This is a genomic window from Koromonas soli (assembly GCF_059726265.1).
This window is the reverse complement of the sequence record NZ_AP040872.1, coordinates 2,626,924-2,646,545: the sequence shown is the minus strand read 5'-3', so window position 1 is coordinate 2,646,545 and position 19,622 is coordinate 2,626,924. Positions and strand designations below refer to the sequence as shown.

Genomic DNA, 19,622 nt, shown 5'->3' with positions numbered 1-19,622 from the left:
CATGGAGACCGTTAAACTTCCTGCAGAACCAAAAGCGACGAATTATCTGAACGCAGATTTCGGAATCAAGTCGTGGCTGCTGACGACTGACCACAAGCGGATTGCGCTGCTGTATCTGATTTCGATTACGGCATTCTTCTTTGTGGGCAGCTTCTTTGCGATGCTGATTCGCCTGGAGTTGCTGACGCCTGCAGGCGACCTGGTTCTGGCAGATACCTATAACAAGCTGTTCACCATGCACGGCGTGGTCATGATCTTCCTGTTCCTGATCCCGTCGATTCCAGCGGTGCTTGGGAACTTCCTCGTGCCAATGATGGTGGGCGCCAAGGATCTCGCTTTTCCGAGGCTGAACCTGGCGAGCTGGTACATCTTCATTACCGGAGCTGCGTTCATTCTCTACGCCGTGATCACGGGCGGCGTTGATACGGGCTGGACGTTCTATACGCCTTTCTCTACTACATTCTCAAATACGAATGTAGTGACAGCGGCACTCGGAGTGTTCATCACCGGCTTCTCCTCCATCTTCACCGGACTGAACATCATTGTGACCGTTCACCGCATGCGCGCGCCGGGGCTTACCTGGCGCAGGTTGCCGCTGTTTATCTGGGCTAACTACGCTGCCTCGGTCATCATGGTTTTGGGAACGCCGGTTCTGGCGATTACCTTGGTGCTTGTCGCGCTGGAACGTGTCTTCCACATCGGTATCTTCGACGCGAGACTCGGTGGTGATCCGCTGCTATTCCAGCACCTGTTCTGGTTCTACTCGCATCCCGCTGTGTACATCATGATTCTGCCGGGCATGGGCGTGGTCAGCGAAGTCATAGCTTGTTTCTCGCGCAAGCGCGTATTTGGATACGACTTCATTGCAATGTCGTCGATTGCGATCGCCGTGCTCGGATTCCTGGTGTGGGCACACCACATGTTCGTCGCGGGCATTTCAACGTATGCGGCGCTTATCTTTTCACTGCTGAGCTTCTTCGTGGCCATTCCTTCTGCAGTGAAGGTGTTTAACTGGACGGCGACACTTTACAAGGGATCGATTACCTTCCAGACTCCGATGCTGTACATGTTTGCCTTCATCGGACTGTTCACGATCGGCGGCCTTACCGGCGTGTTCCTCGCTTCAGTCGGACTGGACCTGCATGTGACCGACACATACTTCGTCGTCGCTCACTTCCATTACGTCATGGTTGGCGGCATGGTGACGGCATTCATGGGAGGCTTGCACTTCTGGTGGCCTAAGATCACGGGCAAGATGTATCCGGAGGCGTTCGCGAAACTCAGTGCTGTGCTGGTGTTTGTCGGATTCAACCTGACTTTCTTCCCGCAGTTCCTGCTCGGCTACATGGGAATGCCTCGGCGCTATCACGCGTATCCTGCCGAGTTCCAGGTATTGAATGTACTTTCCACGGCTGGCGCGTCGATTCTGGCAGTAGGCTTCATCATGCCCATGATTTATTTCGTGTGGAGCTTGCAATACGGTAAAGACGCAGGGCCGAATCCTTATCGCGCGGCCGGCCTGGAGTGGATGACTGCTTCGCCGCCGCCAACGTTTAACTTCGATGAGACTCCGGTCGTGACTTGGGAAGCCTACAACTACGACGAGATCGATGCGCGCAACAAGGGGGTTGAAATTGCCGGATAGCCCGACCGAAGTACACAATCTAAGGCATCACTTTGCCGACCTGGACCAGCAGAAAGCCACGTCCACGTTTGGCATGTGGCTGTTCCTTGTTACGGAGATTATGTTTTTCGGCGGCATGTTTGCCGCGTACCTGATCTACCGACTCTCGTATTACAACGCCTGGGTTGCCGGCAGCCAGACGATGGAGATCACGCTTGGCGCTATCAACACGGCAGTGCTCATCTGCTCGTCGTTGACGATGGTGATGGCCGTGCATTCGGCGAAAATCGGCAGCCGCAAGATGACCACCATCTTCCTGATACTCACGCTAGTGCTGGGAATGACTTTCCTCGGCATCAAGGCGGTGGAGTACCACGGACACTGGGTGCATCACGAGGTGCCTGGAGCCAACTTCCACTTCGAACATGAGGGGAATTACGACCCGCGGCATGTGTCGATCTTCTTCTCGCTTTACTTTGCCATGACCGGGATGCACGCATTCCACATGGTGATCGGAGCAGGGCTGCTGACGTGGTTGCTGATCGCGAACACCAAGGGGCGTTTTAGTCCCGAGTACAACTCGCCGGTGGAAATGGTGGGTTTGTACTGGCACTTTGTGGACTTAATCTGGATTTACCTTTTCCCGCTGCTCTATTTGATCAGCCATCAGCACAACGGGTAGGAGAGAAGAAATGACAGAACATGCACACCCTACCGTAAAGACATTCGTCATGGTTTGGGCCGCGCTGCTGGTGCTTACCGGGGTTACGGTATTTGTGGCTACGCTCGAACTTGGGCCATTCAATGCCATTGTGGCGCTCACAATCGCTACGATCAAAGCGCTACTCGTGCTGCTGTTCTTCATGGAGTTGCGCTACTCCACCGCACTGACGAAAGTAGCGGTGGTGTCGGCCGTCTTCTTCCTGTTGATCCTGGCGACGCTCACACTTTCCGACTACCTCACTCGCGGCTGGAGTTCGTACATCAATCCATTTCGCTGAGTGACAAGTGCTGTTTCCGAGGGGGAGAGCGACTGCTCTCCCCTTTCATCCTCCCGGCGTGAACTGTTCAAATGTGGAATCAATTGTTAAAGGAAGGTGAAAAGCAGCGTTCGGGAGTTCCCGCCACGTCTTCAGCTGAATACAATGAACGCGATGAAGCCTATTGTGTTTGTGGTCGAGGATGAAGCGGATATAGCCCGGTTGATCAAGCATCATCTTGAGGCCGCCGGTTTCAATACACGTATGTTTGCAAGCGCCGCAAACGTGATTCAGGAAGCGGAACGAGAAAAGCCTACACTATTTCTCCTGGATATCATGATCCCGGGCGGAGATGGATTCGAGCTCTGTCGGCGCATCCGTCAGGACTCAGCGATCTCCACGACGCCTGTGATTTTCCTGACCGCCAAGACGAGCGAAAGTGATCGAGTACTAGGCCTGGAACTTGGGGCCGATGATTACGTTGGAAAGCCTTTCAGTCCACGAGAACTGGTTGCAAGAGTCAAGGCGGTGTTGCGTCGGTTCGAGCGCCCCTCGGCGCCGGAGATCATCACAACAGGTGATATCGAGATCGATAGCGGAGCCATGACACTCACGGTTCGAGGCAAGCAGGTGGCGACTACAGCGACGGAGTTTCGGTTGCTGGAATACATGGCGCGACATCCTGGGCGGGTATTCACGCGCGACCAACTGCTCGATGCCGTGTGGCGCGACACCGCCTACGTGACGCCACGGTCGGTGGATGTCTATGTTCGGCGCATCCGGGAGAAAATCGAGAAGGATCCGGAGGAGCCGCATCATTTGCGAACGGTGCGGGGCGCTGGTTACCGATTTGAGGCTTCGAAGTGAAGAATCGTATTTTCGTCAAGCTGGTTTTAGTTTTCGGCCTCGTGATCGCCGCCGCCACGTTGATCGTGGATGTATCCATCACTCATTCCTGGGAAGACTCCTTACGACAACAGATACAGACGAACCTGCGACAGAAGACCGCGATGTTCGCCACGCGCATCGATGCGGCGCGAACTGCGGGCGCCGATCTGGAGAAGATAGCAAAAGAAGTAGCTGAGGCAGCGGGTGCTCGTGCCACTGTCATCGACAGTCGTGGACAAGTAATGGCCGACAGCGATGCCAATCCAGACGCGATGGAAAACCATGCGCGGCGCCCGGAGTTTCAGGCAGCTCTGGCCGGGAGAATTGGCGAGGATACACGGCGCAGTCATACATTGGGTGTCGATCTTTTGTACATCGCTCAGCCAATTCCCGGCGGAGCGGTCAGACTTGCCGTTCCACTCCGCGCGATTGAGGACACGAACAAAGTCGTGTGGCGCTCATTGATTTTTGCCTCCACGCTGGCGTGTTGTATTTCCATCCTTCTCGCGGCCTGGGCTTCGAAAAGCGTGAGCCAACGACTGGAGCGCATCCTCGCATTTTCGGGAAGAATCGCTGAAGGAGATTTCTCTGCGCGCTTGTCGGAGTACCAGAACGACGAAATCGGACGCGTCGCGCAAGCATTGGACATCACTGCTCGCAAGCTCCAGGCCAGTTTCAAGGAAGTGGAGGATAGCCGCAGCGAGCTTGAAACCGTGCTTAACAGCATGCAGGAAGCGGTGATCGCAATCTCTGCAGACGGCCGTGCACAATGGGCGAACCGGCGCATGGAGATGCTGACGCCAACCGGTGTACGACTTGGTCAACCTGTAGTGCAGACCGTGCGGGACCCCAACTTCCTTGCCTCAATTCAGGAGGCGGTGCAGGGGCGCAAACTCGTAACCGTACAGGTGAAGAGCTTCGTCCCGGGGCGCGTCTTTGGAGCGACTGTTGCTCCAATGTCTTCTGGCGGACTCGTGGCCGTGCTGCATGATCTCACGGATTCTGAGCGATTGGAGAAAACACGGCGCGACTTCGTGGCCAACGTTTCGCACGAATTGCGTACTCCTCTCACATCGATCCAGGGGTACGCAGAGACACTTCTGGATGGAGTTGTGTCTCCCGATGTTCAGCGAGATTTCCTGGAGATCATTCGCAAAAACGCTTCGCGCATGGCGCGGCTCACAGAGGACTTGTTGATCCTGACTCGCGTCGAGTCTGGCGACATGAAGCTGCAACTGCGTCCCGTGTCGGCTTGTGAACTACTGCGCGACGCATCCGACTATTTCAAGGATCACCGCGTGGACTCGGGAATGCGACTCGATGTTGTGAATGAGGCGCTGAAGATGGTTTCAGCGGATCGAGATGTCATCTTTCAGGTTTTCTCAAACCTGATCGACAATGCCTGCAAATATGCCGCGCAGGGAGAACGCATTCTCATCGGAGCGCATGATATCGAGGGCTTTGTCCAGTTCTATGTGAGAGACTTCGGTCCGGGGATTGCAAGCGAGCACCTGTCACGTCTGTTCGAGCGATTCTATCGCGTAGATAAGGCACGCTCGCGCGAGAGCGGAGGAACAGGGCTAGGTCTCGCGATTGCCAAGCATATTATTCTCGCGCATGGCGGAACGATCACCGCCGAGAGCGAACTGAACCACGGAAGCACCTTCGTGTTTTCGCTTCCCGAAGCTCGCACGATCCCTGACTAGCTTGGCAGAATTTATGAGATATTTATGCGGCGCTCACGTGTTTCCAAAGCAAGTGCCGTAAGTTTGCTTAACGCAAGCTGCGGTGCGGCGACAGCGATGGGTGCTGATTCTGCTTGCAATTCGCTTGTCGGGAGCATTTGTAATGGGCGAGCCGAAAATCGAAGCCAGTTCCGGGTCTCATCTCATCGAACTCACACTCGATGCTTTTCGCGTGGCGCATAGTGCTGCCTTTGCCGCCGCGGAAGGCATTGCCAAGTCAGCAAAAGAACGTTATGCCGAAGTGCGCGACCGAGAGCGGGAACTGGATTCGCTTGATCGAGACATCGATGACTTGGTGACTTCAACCATTACGAGAGTCGCCGAGACTGAAGCGAAGACACTGCTTGCGTGCATGAAATTCGGTATTTCGCTCGAGCGCATCGGCGACCTGCTGTTGAGTTTCGTGAACCGTGCCGAAGCTATCGCCTCGCAGATGGATCATGACGACTTGCGCGACCTCATGGTTATGAGCTCGAAGCTCGAACGGATGCTTGGCGATGTTGAAATTGCTTTCCGAACTCAGTCACTCGACAAGGCAGTAAGTGTCCTGCGTTCCGATGCCGAGATTGACCGGTTGCGAAATGTCATAACCTTCCGCCACCTCGACCCACTCGAGGGGCAGCGGCGCCTGGACAGTTTTCACGTGCTCTTCATGGCGCAGGAGATTGAGCGCGCCGGAGATCATGTGAAGAATATGGCAGAAGAAGTCTGCCATCTCGTCAGCGGCCGAACAGTTCGCCATGTCCTGCGATCCTACGATCGTCCCGTCGAGCAGCTATTTCTGGATCACATGAAGAGCAAGCTGTAGAGCACAGGCAGATTCGATCGATCGGGTTCCATGTAACCAGAAATTCATTTCAGCTTAACGATGCAGTAATGGTGCGAAGCGGATACTTACCTTCAGAAACTCGAGAAGGAGCTATCTGTGACTCGTACTCTGAACCTGATGTTCTGCGCGCTGCTGCTGTGTGTCACCGCTTCGGCGCAGTCGTTGAACGGAGCGGGCGCCACATTCCCCAATCCGATATATCAGAAGTGGTTCACGCAATACTCTGCAGCGCATTCTGGCGTCCAGATCAATTATCAGTCGCTCGGTTCGGGCGCTGGCATCAAGCAACTGCTTGCGGGAACCGTCGATTTCGGCGCTTCCGACGGTCCAATGACCGATGAGCAGATCTCGCAGTATAAGGGCAAGGTCCTGCACATTCCTACGGTACTCGGCGCCGTTGTGCCCGCCTACAACATTCCCGGAGTAAAGCAGGAACTGAAGTTTACGTCCGAAATTCTCGCTGGCATCTTCATGGGCAAGATCAATAACTGGAGCGACGCGGCAATCGCCAAAGCAAATCCCGGCGTCCGGTTTCCGAACCAGGCGATCGTAGTCGTCCATCGCTCAGATGGATCTGGAACGACTTACATCTTCACCGACTATCTCTCGAAGGTAAGCCCCGAGTGGAATTCATCTGTAGGTAAGGGAACCAGCGTCAAGTGGCCGGTCGGACTCGGTGGCAAAGGTAATGAAGGCGTCGCCGGAATGATTCGTCAGGTCGAAGGCGGAATCGGTTACGTTGAATTGATCTACGCGGTGCAGAACAACATCAGCTACGGCTCGGTGCGTAACAGGAGCGGAAACTTCGTGAAGGCGTCGCTTGATTCCACGACCGCCGCTGCTGCGGCTGCTGCTGGGAACATGCCCGCTGATTACCGCGTTTCCATCACCAACGCCGATGGCAAGAACTCGTATCCCATCGCAAGCTTCACCTGGCTTCTTGTTCCCCAGCAGTCGCGCGATGCAGCCAAGGGGCGCGTTCTTCGCGACTTCCTGAACTGGATGCTGAAGGACGGCGAAACCCAGGTAAGTGCGCTCAGCTACGCGCCACTTCCCAAAGAAGTCGTCAAAAAGCTTCAGACCACGATCAACACAATCCACTAAACCTGGCCGGACGGGCGTGAGTTTCAAACTCGACGCCCGATCCCTGCCTGCTCACCTGAATTCCAATTCGTAAGCAGAGGATTAGGACGAAATGAAGACGATCCAGAAGTTAGTTGTGTTGTTTCTTCTCACCGGAATCTGTGTTGCTCAGCCGCCAAGCGACGGCGATCCCGCCTCTCCGAAGAACAAGAAACATCACGCAGCGAGGAAGTCGGACGCGGCTGCATCGGCAGAAGACGTTGAGCAGTTGAAGGAAATGATCAAGGCTCAGCAAGCCGAACTAGAAGCTCTGAAGCAGCAGATGGCGGCGCGCGACCAGCAGACTCAGCAGGCGGTCAGCGAGGCTCAGAAGAATGCCGCTGCAGCGGAAGAAAAGGCCACCGCTGTGCAGGCGCAAGTCGGCGACACAAGCACGAAAGTTGAGTCCGTGAGGTCCGACATTGCGGATCTAAAGTCCACCACTACGAACACGGTGATTGCTGTTCAGGACACGCAGAAGCGCGTTGTAGATCTTGAAGCGCCAAAGCAGCTTTACTATAAGAACATCGCCATCACTCCGGGAGGCTTTATCGCCGCCGAAACCTTATGGCGTCAGCACGCGGAGAACAACGACATCATCAGTTCCTATAACGGCATTCCGTTCAATGGCGACACGCGTTCGCATCTCACGGAATTTCGTGGCACCGCACGTCAGTCGCGCCTCTCATTGCTCGCCGAGGGTAAGGCCGGATCTGTGAAGTTGACGGGCTACTACGAACTCGACTTCCTCGGCGCGGCACCGACCGCCAACGAAAATCAAAGCTCGAGTTTTACGCCGCGTCAGCGCCAGTTGTTCGGGCAGGTAGCAGCGAAAGGATGGAGCCTGACCGCCGGACAGACCTGGAGTTTGCTGACCCTCAACAAAAAGGGAATCGAACCGCGTGGCGAGTGGACTCCGGCAACGATTGATGGCCAGTACGTCGTTGGCTTCACCTATGCGCGCCTGATGACCGCTCGTCTTGCGAAGTCGTTTGCCGGTGACAAGACCACCGTGGCTTTCTCAGTTGAGAATCCCGCCACGTTGTCCGGTGGAATCATTCCAGCAAACGTCGTTCTGGGCGGTACTGGCACGGGATCGCTCGGGAACTCGGCGACTTACTCGACCAACCTTGCACCAGACATGATCGCGAAAGTAGCGTTTGATCCGGGCTATGGCCATTACGAAATCAAAGCCGTGGGTCGCATCTTCCGTGACCGCGTTGTCGGCGGTTCGAATAACACAAAGGTGGGAGGCGGTATTGGTGCCGCAGCAATCATTCCCATCCTGCCGAAGAAGATTGATTTTGTAGCACAGGGATTGGCAGGACGTGGCGTAGCGCGTTTCGGCGACTCGTCCAATGTTGACGTTGTTGTTCGTCCCGACGGAAGCCTCTCGACTGTTCAGAATCTGCAACTGCTCGCAGGTTTCGAAGGACATGCGACATCGAAGCTAGATGTGTACCTGTATGCAGGCAACGAGTACCTTGGCCGTAACTACACGGGCGCCGATGGCTATGGAAACCCGGCGGTGAATAACAGCAAGTGCGCCGTAGAATCGGGCTTCTCGTGCAGCGCCAATATGAAAGACCTTGCACAAGGCGCTACCGGCTTCTGGTACAACTTTTACAAGGGTGGATTCGGTCAGCTTCGTTATGGAATGCAGTATTCCTACACCCACAAGAACACATGGCAGGGGATCGGTGGAAGCCCGAAAGCGAATGAGAACATGGTTATGAGCTCATTCCGCTATTACATCCCATAGTTACCCCACATAGCTGAATCCTGACTGTGCGGATGGAGCCTCCATCCGCACTCTTTCTTTACAAGAACTTTTTACTTGCGAGATTCAGCAACATTCAGGTAAAAACACTTTCAACGGGGTATCACCTTAACTTGTTGGCAAGAAGGATACGGGAAAACGTAAAGTTTTAACTTTATGCTTTCGTACGTAAGCAGATTACTCTAGAATCATTCAGCTTTATTCTGTCCAGAGTCTTGCCTTCTCTGGGCTTGTTGTTTCCACACCTTTACTCGCATCCCAGCACCAATCTCTGGGCGGGATAAATGCGGGGAGTTGAACTTTGGAGCGTCGAGACATGAGGAACTTTCAAAAAGTGGTGGCGGTGGTTGCGCTATCCGCAATGTGCTTGGCGGCGCCTGCGCCATCAGACAGTCAGCCAGCCAAAAAGAGCACCAAGCATCACGCCGCAAAACCTGTGAAGAGAGATGAGACGGCCGAGAAGCTCCGCCAGTTAAAAGAGACGGTCGATCAGCAGCAGGCCGCCATGCAGCAAATGCAGCAGCAACTGCAGCAGACACAACAGCAGCTGCAGCAGACGCAGCAGCAGTTGACCACCACTACGCAGACTGCACAGCAGGCCGATGCCAAAATCGCCGCTGTTGAGAACAACAGCAATCTTCAGGTACAGAAGGTGAGCTCCGATCTATCAGACGTGAAGACGGCGCTGAACACCACCAACGTGACCGTGCAGAAGGAAGAAAAGCGCGTCGCCGAGCTTGAGCATCCGAACAGCATTGCCTACAAGGGTGTTCGTATCACCCCGGGTGGCTTCATCGAAATGACGGGAATCTATCGTCAGAAGGCCACCATCTCGGACCAGGCGACTCCGTTCAACGGAATTCCTTTGGCCAACCAGCCGAACTCCAAGCTCAACGAATTTGGCTTCACTGCTCGCGACTCCCGCATCATCCTGCGCGCTGATGCCGACGCCGGAACCACCAAGCTGACTGGTTACTTCGAAATGGACTTCTTCGGAACCAGCACCACGGCGAACGTGAACCAGACCTCGAGCTACACCCCGCGTATGCGTCAAGCCTGGGGCCGTGCGAAGTTCGCGAACGGCTGGACGATCACCGGCGGTCAGATGTGGAACCTGATCACCCTGAACCGCAAGGGAACCGATGCTGACAACGCCAATCTTTGGATCCCGAATATCATTGAAGCCCAGTACTCGGTAGGTTATGACTGGGGTCGCTTCGCTGAATTCCGCGTGTCGAAGACTGTTGCGAAAGACTTTTCCGTCGCTGTTGGACTGGCGAATCCTTCCGTGTTGAACTCTGGTGCGACGGCTGCTGTTGCTGGACTGGCTCAGCCTGGCGTTGGCCTTTATGGCAACACGGTTGTAACCTCCTGCACCCAGAACGCCACCACGCTGGTCGTAACCTGCGCCCAGACTCCTCTCTATTCGCTGAATCTGTCGCCTGACGTCGTTGCCAAGATTGCCTATGACAACACGAAGCTCGGGCACTATGAAATCAAGGGCTTGGCCCGCATCTTCCGCGATCGTGTAGTTCCGACCGCCACCACTGCAGGTTTCAACAACACTGCTCTCGGCTACGGCGCTGGCGCCGGTGCCGTAATCCCTGTCCTCCCCAAGAAGGTTGACTTCATTCTCCAGGGACTCTGGGGAAAGGGCATCAGCCGTTATGAGGACTCCGGTCAGTTTGACGTTGTCGTTCGTTCGAATCCGACGGGATTCCGCGGTGGGGATAACGACATGCAGCCAATCATGAGCTGGAGCGTATTGGGTGGATTCGAGACTCACCCGACGAAGAAGGTTGAGATCGACGCGATATTTGGCAACGAATACTACAACAAGACCACCTATGCCGTGGCTAACACTGCGACCGGGGCGCTCTCGGTTGCCGGTTACGGATCTCCGACGGCCGTCAACACTGGCTGCTTCTTTGAAACCGCTGCACAGGCTGGCGGAACTCTTCCGGCTTGCACGGGCAACAACAAGAACCTGTGGAACGCCAAGCTCTATGGGTACTATGACCTTTACAAGGGACCCGTGGGCACGCTGCGCTACGGCGCTGAAATCGACTACATCAGCCGCAGAACCTGGGCTGGCGTAGGCGGAGCGCCTCGCGGAAACGACACCACGGTCTTCACGACCATGCGTTACATCTTCCCGTAACCCTAAGGCGGCAGCCCTCGGAAACGATGGCTGCCGGAACGATCTGGCCAGCGTGGGCATTTAGCTCACGCTGGTTTTATTTTGTGCAGTTCGGGTGCAACTCTGCAGGTCCTCGGGAGCAACATCTCTGGCATTGCTTACGTTGGCGTAACAGCGTCGTCTAACTTTCTGTTCAGGGCGGAAGTGTCGCCATTTTGTGGATTGACGATTTCGGAAGCAGTCAAGACCGTTCAGTCTTGCTATAATCCATTCACTTTTGTCAGACTTGAACCAACGCCGAACCAATCTGAGATGATGCAACGAAGCAGGGATGGACGAGTCGTCAGAAATGCCATGGTGGCGTTTGTCATCCTGGCTTTGCTCGCGCTCACCACAATCTATACATCCCCGGTTTCAACTGCGACACAGGCTACCTCGGCGTTCTCGAAGACCACTCCCAAGCAGCGCCAGTTGCTTGTTGATCACATCGTATGGACATCGCCGATGCTCATCCGTTTGGCTGTCACGCCAGTCGAGCACGGCCATGTGGTTCTGGTCTGTTCCAATGATCTTCCTTCCGCATGTTTCGATGGGCGCTACTTCAATCTTCCTCCTCCCATCGCCTGAGTAGTTCCGCGCAATCATTTTCGGCAGCAGCAGGTATTCAGATGTTTGCAGTTCCCGTAAAGCTGTTTGTTTACCGGAGTGCTTAATTCGAGAGTTCCTGCGTTCCTTTTTTGCTGACTGGCTTCGGCCAATAGTCTTCTCCGAGCTGGACTGGCTCGGTTCAGAACTGGATTGTGCACGTATGAGAATTTCGAAAGCACGTTTGCTCGCTATAGCAGTTGCCTTTACCGCATTGGTGATCGGAGCGGTCTTGTTGTTCTCGGCGAAGAAATCGCAAGGAGAAGCGAGCGCCGCGCCGTCCCAACCTTCTATTCCTGTTGCAGCAACCGTAGCTGCGATGCGCGCACCGGTCGCAAACTCCCTGTCGATGGCCGGAGAATTTCTTCCCTGGCAGGAAGTCGAGCTTCACGCCAAAGTCGCTGGGTATATAAAGAAAATCAACGTCGATATCGGCGACCACGTTCGCACAGGAGAGACTCTGGCGCTGCTCGAAGTTCCTGAACTGAACGCTCAGGTGCGGGGCGCGGCGGCAGGCGTTCTTCATAGTCAAGACGAGATAAAGCGCGCAGAGAACGAAGTGGCGCGCGCGCAGGCCGCACATGCCTCGGTACATGCGGCCTATGATCGCCTACATCAGGCTGCACAACTGCGTCCTGGGTTGATTGCGCAGCAGGAGCTCGACGATGCGTTTGCGAAAGATCGCACCTCTGAAGCGCAGGTCGATGTGGCGAAATCAGCGCTCTCGGCGGCGTTGCAGCAGTTGCAGGTATCCAAGTCCACCCATCAGCAAGTGTCAGCTATGCAGGACTACTCGCATATCACGGCACCTTTCGACGGCATTGTGACCTGGCGTTACGCTGACACTGGTGCATTGATCCAGGCCGGCACGTCCAATTCTTCCTCGCTGCCTGTGGTGAAAGTAGCTCAGGTGAACGTGCTTCGCCTTCGTATCCCTGTATCCGAATCGGTCGTGTCTGGCTTGCGTCTGGGCGATACGGCAGAGGTACGGGTACAGGCCACCGGAGAGAAGTTCCCCGGCAAGGTTGCGCGATTCACCGGTTCCCTTGATCGCACTACTCGCACCATGCAAGTGGAGATCGATGTCCCCAACCAGGACTACAAACTCTCACCCGGCATGTTTGCCGAAGTAACTCTCCAAACGCAGAATCATCCCAACGCGCTGACTGTTCCAATCAATGCCGTCCATCGTAGTAGCAGCGGCGCGGCGAGCGTTTTGCTGGTCGACACCACCAATCATGTGCAAGCCCGTCCCGTGCAGACCGGTGTGGAAGATCCAACCCGAGTGGAAATCATCGCTGGGCTTAGCGAAGGCGACCGCGTTATTGTCGGCAACCTCGATGCATACCAGGCCGGGCAGCAGGTACAGCCCAAGCCTAGCCGCATGGCCAATGCGCAGTGGGGCAATGCTGGAGGAGACCAGTAATGTCGGGCTTTTCCATCAGGTACCCATTCTTCATCATTATGCTGTGCCTCATCATCCTCGTTGTGGGTGTGGCAACCGTGGCGCGCATGCCCGTGGATCTGTTTCCCAACATCAACATTCCGGTCGTCGTCGTTGCCACGTTTTATTCGGGCATGCCGCCACAGCAGATCGAATCCAACATCACAAACCCTTTTGAACGATTCTTCACCCTAGGGAGTGGAATCGATCATATCGAGTCGCGCTCGCTTACGGGAGTGAGTCTGGTAAAGGTCTATTTCCAGCCGGGCACGAATGCCGATGCCGCCGTAAGTACGATCTCGAATCTTGCAATGGCGCAGTTGCGACGTCTGCCTCCAGGAACGCTCCCTCCCGTGGTGCTGAAGTTTGATGCCTCGAGTTTGCCTGTATGCCTGATTACGTTGAAAGGCCAGGGGCTGAATGAAACCGAGTTGCATGACCTCGGACAGTTCAATGTGCGGAATCAGGTTGCGAACGTACCTGGCGCGTCGGTTCCTCAGCCGTTTGGCGGAAAGTACCGCCAAATTCAGGTGTATGTCGATCCCGTTAAATTGCAGGCTCACCAGTTGAGCCTCATGGATGTTGTGCGAACGGTGAATGATGCCAATGCGATTCTCCCGGCTGGCGACGTTCGCATTGGACCGAAGGACTACAACATCTACACCAATAGCCAACTGCCCACGATGGACGAGATCAACCGGCTGCCACTCAAAACCGAGGGCAACGCTCAGGTCGTGGTGGCGGATGTCGGAAATGCGAAAGATGATGCCGCAATTCAGACGAACATTGTTCGTGTCGATGGTCAGCGCTCGGTCTACCTGCCCATCCTGAAGCAGGGTGGCAACAGCAATACGATTTCCGTGGTTGAGGGGATACGCAAGGACATTGCTGGCCTGCTCGACGTCCCTCACTCGCTGGTTTCAAAAGTGGTGTTCGATCAATCGGTATTTGTGAAAACCGCGATTGCGAATCTGGGCAGTGAAGGCGGCATTGGGTTGCTGCTCACGGCGGTGATGATCCTCGTATTTCTTGGGAGCATGCGCGCAACGCTGGCCGTCATGCTTTCGATTCCGCTCTCGGCACTCGCTGCGTTCATGGCGATCAACGCGAGCGGCGGAACGATCAACACCATGGTGCTCGGTGGATTGGCACTAGCGTTTTCGCGGCTCATCGACAATTCGGTTGTCGTCCTTGAGAACATCTTCCGCCACCTCGAAATGGGTGAGCCACCGGAAGTCGCTGCCGAGCTGGGCGGGCGGGAAGTTGCGCTTCCAGTCCTGGCGGCTACGTTCACAACCGCCATCGTGTTCTTTCCGGTCATCTTTCTCTACGGAGTCAGCCGATTCCTGTTCACGGCCTTGGCTGCTTCCGTCGTGTTCTCGTTGTTTGCCTCGTATCTGGTAGCGATGACTGTCGTTCCGCTGTTCTGTGCCAAGTTCATTCATCGCGAAGAAGCAGATCACGAGATTGGTACCCGCGTTTCATTGTTCAAGAAATTCGTTCTTGGATTTGATCGTGTCTATAACAGGCTTCTCGCCCGGTATGACATCGCAGTCGGACGCGCTCTTCTTCGTCCCGTCGCGACGGTGGTGAGCATTCTTGGCGTGTGCTTGTTCAGTCTCGGCTTGTATCCGCTGCTTGGTGTTGCGTTCTTTCCGCGTACTGATCCCGGGCAGTTTGTCATTAATTTGAAGGCGCCTACCGGAAGCCGTCTCGAATTGACGGAGCAGTATGTCAAGCATGTCGAAGATGACGTTCGCCAGGTTGTGCCCCAGCACGATCTTGGAATGATCGTTTCGAACATCGGTATCACTCCGGATTTCTCCGCGATCTACACCAGCAATTCCGGCCAGCACACCGCGTTCGTGCAGGTGAGCCTCAAGGAAGGACACAGTCTCGGCAGCTACGAATACATGCGTCGCGTACGCGCGAAACTCGCCGACGATCTTCCTGAATTGAGCACCTACTTCCAATCCGGCGGACTTGTTGATTCGGTGGTGAACATGGGACTGCCCGCACCAATTGACATCCAGGTGAGCGACAACGATATACACGAGGCTTACAAGACCGCCTCTGCACTGGCGCAGAAGATTCGAGGAGTGCGTGGAGTAAGCGATGTTCTCATTCCACAGGATCTCGATTATCCAGGCATTCAGTTGAATGTGAATCGAGAAATGGCGGGTCGATTGGGACTGAACTCGCGTGAAGTCGTTGACAACGTCATCACCGCACTAACCTCCAACGGAATGATCGCTCCCAGCTATTGGGTCGATCCGAAGAATGGCAACAACTACATGCTCACAGTTCAGTACCCCATCACGCAGGTGCAGTCGATGAGCGATTTGCAGCAGATTCCGTTGCGGTCAGGCAAAGGAGTGAACACTGCGGAATTGCAGGCTGTTTCGAGCGTAAAGACCATCAACACTCCGACCGAAGTCGATCATTTCCAGCTGCGACGCGTGATCGATGTTTACGTCTCGCCTTCCGGAGAAGATCTCGGCAGCCTTGCCAATCGCGTGGATAAGATCATTCACGACACCAAGACCGGAGAGAATACGCGTGTCGTGATGCGCGGTTCGGTTGAGGGCATGCGGCAGTCGTTCAAGAGCTTTGGAATTGGGCTGCTGCTTTCGATCGTGCTCGTGTACCTCATCCTGATGGCGCAATTCGCGTCGTTCAAGGATCCATTCATCATCCTGCTCGCAATTCCACCCGGCATCACCGGGGTGATGGTGTTTTTGTTGGTGACTCGGACTACGCTCAATGTGATGTCGCTTATGGGCGTGATCATGATGGCTGGAATCGTGGTGTCCAACAGCATTCTGATCGTCGATGTGGCTCGCACTCTGCGAAAAGAAGGCATGGCCATCGAGCAGGCGCTTGCGGCCGCGTGCAGAATGCGACTGCGTCCGGTGCTCATGACCTCATTGGCGACAATTCTTGGCATGATCCCCATGGCACTGGCGCTTGAAGCCGGAAGTGAACAATACGCGCCTCTGGCACGTGCCATCATCGGAGGACTTTCCGTATCAGTGGTCGTAACGGTGTTCCTGGTGCCCGCAGCCTACCTGCTGATGCATCGTCACGATCAGAATGTCGAGAAGGTGAAAGCGTAATGCAAGGCTCGAAATTTCTTCTCCTCTTATTAGGACTGGAGCTCTTATGCGAAACGCTTGCCGCACAGGCAACTCTGCCCCAACCTACCCCCGCGCCTCAGACGCAAACAGTTCGACTAACTTTGGGGCAGGCCGAACAGTTAGCGGTTAGTAAGAATCCCAATGTCACTGTGGCGAGGCTCGCCGCCATGGCGAGTAGCGAAGCAACACGCGAAGCTCGCGCCGCGCTGTTGCCCTATGCCAGCACGAGTCTCACGGCAGTGGACACAAACAACGGCAATCGCATCTCGGCCGGGGCGCTCAATAATCCTGTTATCTACGAGCGTGCAGCCTACGGTGCCACGGTTGCGCAATTGATCACCGATTTTGGGCGTACGAAGAATCTGGTGGCAAGCGCGCGTTATCGTGCGCAAGCCATCGATCAGAATTCAATTGCTACCGCCAACCAGATCAAGCTTGCGGTTGATCGAGAGTTTTATCGAGCACTGGGCGCGGCGTCGGTGCTCAACGTGGCACGTCAAACGGTGGAGTCACGTAAGTTGCTTGCCGACCAGGTAGGTACGCTGGCGCAAAACAACCTGAAATCGACACTCGATGTTGCATTCGCCACTACAAATCTCGAACAGGCGCAATTGCTTCTGCTCGATGCGGAGAACCAGTACAACACGACACTGGCCAGTTTGGCTGAGTTGCTCGGCTATTCCTCTCCGCCCAGCTTCGAGTTGATCGACGATGCTCAGGGCGTTCCTCCTCCTGCTGCGGATGTCTCTGCGCTCATTGCTACGGCCTATGCTCAGCGTCCAGAGGTGAAGGCGCAACAGTTACAGTATGCGGCCGCGCGGAAGTTACAAACCGCAGCCTGGGAGCAGTCGCTTCCCAGTATCCGTGCAGTCGGTGCAGTGGGTCAGGCTCCGATTCGAGAAGACCGCATCACGCCGTGGTATGGAGCCGTTGGCGTCCAAGTGGAGATTCCTGTTTTCACAGGGTTCCGCATCTCTGCGCAGACGCACGAAGCGCAGTTGCAGGCCGAAGCAGAAAACGAGCGGCTCACGGCATTGAAGAATTCCATTAGCCGTGATGTACGGAGTAGTTGGCTGGCATCGAATACGGCATTTCATCGCCTGGCAGTCACTGCGTCACTTCTACAGCAAACGAAACTGGGGCTCGACCTTGCACAGACGCGGTACAAACTTGGCCTTGGCTCGATTGTGGAGGTGAGCCAGGCGCAACTGTCTGAAACCGAAGCGGAAATCGAAGCGGCCAAGGCTCGTTACGAATATCTGCTTTCTCAGGCCATCATTCGTTTCGAAACGGGAGCGTGACGAGAGTTTCACCTTACATGGCGTCGCATTCATCTGATGTTAACAATGGTTTGATACCGTGAATCTGTGAGCATCAGTCCGAATCCGAATTTTCGTCCTATAAGCAATTTCCCTGTGCCAGAGGCTCATGAGGCTGAACGTAAACGGCCTCATGCTGTCCTGTCTCAGGCGCCGAAAATTCACCTTCATGCGAGCAAGGCCAGCAAGTACATTGACGTAGCATTTCGATACTCACTGCTGCTGTGTTCTCTTTCGGTCATAGCGGTGCTGGTATTGTTCTTTTATGAACTGACGCAGCGCTCAAGCCTTTCGATTTCACGTTTTGGATTCGCCTTCTTTACCGGTCGCGTGTGGGACCCGGTGTCCGGTGAGTTTGGCGCCATGCCGTTCATCTACGGAACGCTGGTTTCCTCATTTGTCGCGCTGATTCTTGCCGTACCTCTGGCTGTCGGAGTTTCGATTTTCGTCACTGAACTGTGCCCACGCAAATTGCGAGGCATCATCTCGTTTACGGTCGAGTTGCTCGCAGCCATCCCTTCAGTGATCTACGGGTTGTGGGGCATCTTTGTTCTTGCGCCGATCCTGCGCAATACTGTGCAACCGTTGCTCACCCGCTACCTGGGATGGATTGGATTCTTCGAAGGCCCGGCGTTTGGTATCGGCATGCTGGCCGCCGGAATCATCCTGGCCATCATGATCATTCCCATCATTGCCTCGATCACTCGCGAAGTTCTTGTTGCCGTGCCGCAGAGTCAGCGCGAGGCAGTGCTCGCTCTCGGCGCCACACGCTGGGAGATGGTGCGCATGGCAGTGTTGCGTAACGCTCGCGCCGGCATCATGGGTGGCATCATTCTCGGACTCGGTCGCGCCATTGGCGAAACCATGGCCGTGACCATGCTGATCGGCAATCGCCCGGAGATCGCACGCTCCCTGTTTGCTCCCGGATACACGATGGCTTCGGTCATCGCTAATGAATTTTCGGAAGCTACAGATGATTTGTATCTCAGCGCTCTGGTCGAGATCGGTCTGGTTCTCCTCATCGTAACTGTCATTGTGAATGCATGTGCGCGCCTGCTCGTGTGGTCCATCACTCGCGGGCACTCGGTAAGAGCCAATGCCTAAAAGTTCTCACCAACTCAGCTTCGTTCGCCGCATTTCAAATTATGTTTTCGTCTGCCTGTCAGGACTGGCGTCAATACTCGTGCTGGCTCCACTAGCAGCGATATTTGGCTATCTGGTTTACAAGGGAATCGGTGCCATCAATCTCGACTTCTTAACACATACGCCCCGTCCTGTCGGTGAGACCGGAGGCGGCATGGCGAATGCAATCATCGGGTCCTTGATGATCCTCGGGCTTGGATCCGTTATTGGCGTGCCGCTCGGGGTCGGCACCGGAGTGTATCTGGCGGAGTTCGGTCGTGGACGCTTCGTAACCGCCGTCCGCTTTACCGCCGATGTGTTGAACGGAGTGCCTTCTATCGTCGTCGGTATCGCGGTATATGCTTTGGTTGTACTGCCGCAGCAGCACTTTTCGGCGCTCTCCGGCGGCGTAGCTCTGGGCGTCATGATGATTCCCACAATTGCGCGCACGACCGAAGAGATGTTGCTCATGGTGCCGAATACGATTCGCGAGGCGGCGCTTGGGCTTGGTATTCCGCAGTGGCGAACGACGTTGCAGGTGACTTTGAGAACAGCTTCCAAGGGTGTGATAACCGGAGCGATGCTCGCCTTCGCTCGCGTTGCCGGTGAAACGGCTCCATTGCTTTTTACGGCCTTCGGAAACCAGTTCTGGAATCTCAACCCCAATCAACCTACCGCAGCACTGCCCATTCAGATTTTTGCTTACGCCATCTCGCCGTTTGATGAATGGCATCGTCAGGCCTGGGCAGGAGCTTTGATATTGATTGTCTTGATCGTCATCGCCGTTTCCGCCGTGCGCGCCGTCACGAGTCGTGGACGCATGGACCACGCCTAGATAGCAAGGAGC

Annotated in this window: 15 protein-coding genes; all 15 read left to right on the top strand. The window is 55.2% G+C overall.

Annotation, left to right across the window (positions count from 1 at the left end; all coding sequences use genetic code 11):
• The first annotated feature begins 1 nt into the window (after nt 1).
• The 15 genes from ctaD to pstA all read left to right on the top strand — a co-directional run bounded on the left by ctaD (nt 2) and on the right by pstA (nt 19,610).
• Nucleotides 2–1,645 carry a cytochrome c oxidase subunit I gene (ctaD, locus tag AC6IY8_RS11540; protein WP_497774622.1) on the top strand — a complete coding sequence of 548 codons (1,644 nt, stop codon included), beginning with the start codon at nt 2–4 and terminating at the stop codon, nt 1,643–1,645.
• Entirely contained in the window at nt 1,611–2,306 is a 696-nt protein-coding gene (locus tag AC6IY8_RS11535; protein ID WP_497774621.1) for a cytochrome c oxidase subunit 3, read from the top strand. The genes ctaD and AC6IY8_RS11535 overlap by 35 nt, the downstream gene beginning before the upstream one ends.
• Nucleotides 2,307–2,316: 10 nt before the next feature.
• Entirely contained in the window at nt 2,317–2,625 is a 309-nt protein-coding gene (locus tag AC6IY8_RS11530; protein WP_497774620.1) for a cytochrome C oxidase subunit IV family protein, read from the top strand.
• Nucleotides 2,626–2,778: 153 nt separating this feature from the next.
• Entirely contained in the window at nt 2,779–3,471 is a 693-nt protein-coding gene (locus AC6IY8_RS11525; protein ID WP_497778626.1) for a winged helix-turn-helix domain-containing protein, read from the top strand.
• Nucleotides 3,468–5,198, top strand: a complete 1,731-nt coding sequence (locus AC6IY8_RS11520) for a sensor histidine kinase (protein WP_497774619.1) — start codon at nt 3,468–3,470, stop codon at nt 5,196–5,198. Before AC6IY8_RS11525 ends, AC6IY8_RS11520 begins: the two co-directional genes overlap by 4 nt.
• A gap of 142 nt (nt 5,199–5,340) precedes the next feature.
• Complete coding sequence (locus tag AC6IY8_RS11515; protein ID WP_497774617.1) at nt 5,341–6,045, top strand: phosphate signaling complex PhoU family protein; 705 nt, start codon at nt 5,341–5,343, stop codon at nt 6,043–6,045.
• A gap of 117 nt (nt 6,046–6,162) precedes the next feature.
• Complete coding sequence (pstS, locus tag AC6IY8_RS11510; protein ID WP_497774616.1) at nt 6,163–7,170, top strand: phosphate ABC transporter substrate-binding protein PstS; 1,008 nt, start codon at nt 6,163–6,165, stop codon at nt 7,168–7,170.
• A 91-nt stretch (nt 7,171–7,261) separates the two neighbouring features.
• Entirely contained in the window at nt 7,262–8,950 is a 1,689-nt protein-coding gene (locus AC6IY8_RS11505) for a hypothetical protein (protein ID WP_497774614.1), read from the top strand.
• Between the two features lie 334 nt (nt 8,951–9,284).
• Nucleotides 9,285–11,129, top strand: a complete 1,845-nt coding sequence (locus tag AC6IY8_RS11500; protein ID WP_497774612.1) for a hypothetical protein — start codon at nt 9,285–9,287, stop codon at nt 11,127–11,129.
• A 291-nt stretch (nt 11,130–11,420) separates the two neighbouring features.
• The gene (locus AC6IY8_RS11495) at nt 11,421–11,735 is read left to right on the top strand and encodes a hypothetical protein (RefSeq protein ID WP_497774611.1); all 315 of its coding nucleotides are present in this window, start codon (nt 11,421–11,423) and stop codon (nt 11,733–11,735) included.
• A 181-nt stretch (nt 11,736–11,916) separates the two neighbouring features.
• Entirely contained in the window at nt 11,917–13,179 is a 1,263-nt protein-coding gene (locus AC6IY8_RS11490; RefSeq protein ID WP_497774610.1) for an efflux RND transporter periplasmic adaptor subunit, read from the top strand.
• On the top strand, nt 13,179–16,313 hold the full coding sequence (locus AC6IY8_RS11485) for an efflux RND transporter permease subunit (RefSeq protein WP_497774609.1): 3,135 nt from the start codon (nt 13,179–13,181) through the stop codon (nt 16,311–16,313). The genes AC6IY8_RS11490 and AC6IY8_RS11485 overlap by 1 nt, the downstream gene beginning before the upstream one ends.
• Nucleotides 16,313–17,635: a TolC family protein gene (locus tag AC6IY8_RS11480; RefSeq protein WP_497774608.1), complete on the top strand. Its 1,323-nt coding sequence runs from the start codon at nt 16,313–16,315 to the stop codon at nt 17,633–17,635. Before AC6IY8_RS11485 ends, AC6IY8_RS11480 begins: the two co-directional genes overlap by 1 nt.
• A 114-nt stretch (nt 17,636–17,749) precedes the next feature.
• Nucleotides 17,750–18,757, top strand: coding sequence for a phosphate ABC transporter permease subunit PstC (gene pstC / locus AC6IY8_RS11475; protein ID WP_497774607.1), 1,008 nt, complete (start codon nt 17,750–17,752; stop codon nt 18,755–18,757).
• A complete protein-coding gene (gene pstA / locus AC6IY8_RS11470) occupies nt 18,750–19,610 on the top strand; it encodes a phosphate ABC transporter permease PstA (RefSeq protein ID WP_497774606.1) in 861 nt (286 codons plus the stop codon). Before pstC ends, pstA begins: the two co-directional genes overlap by 8 nt.
• Nucleotides 19,611–19,622: the final 12 nt, after the last annotated feature.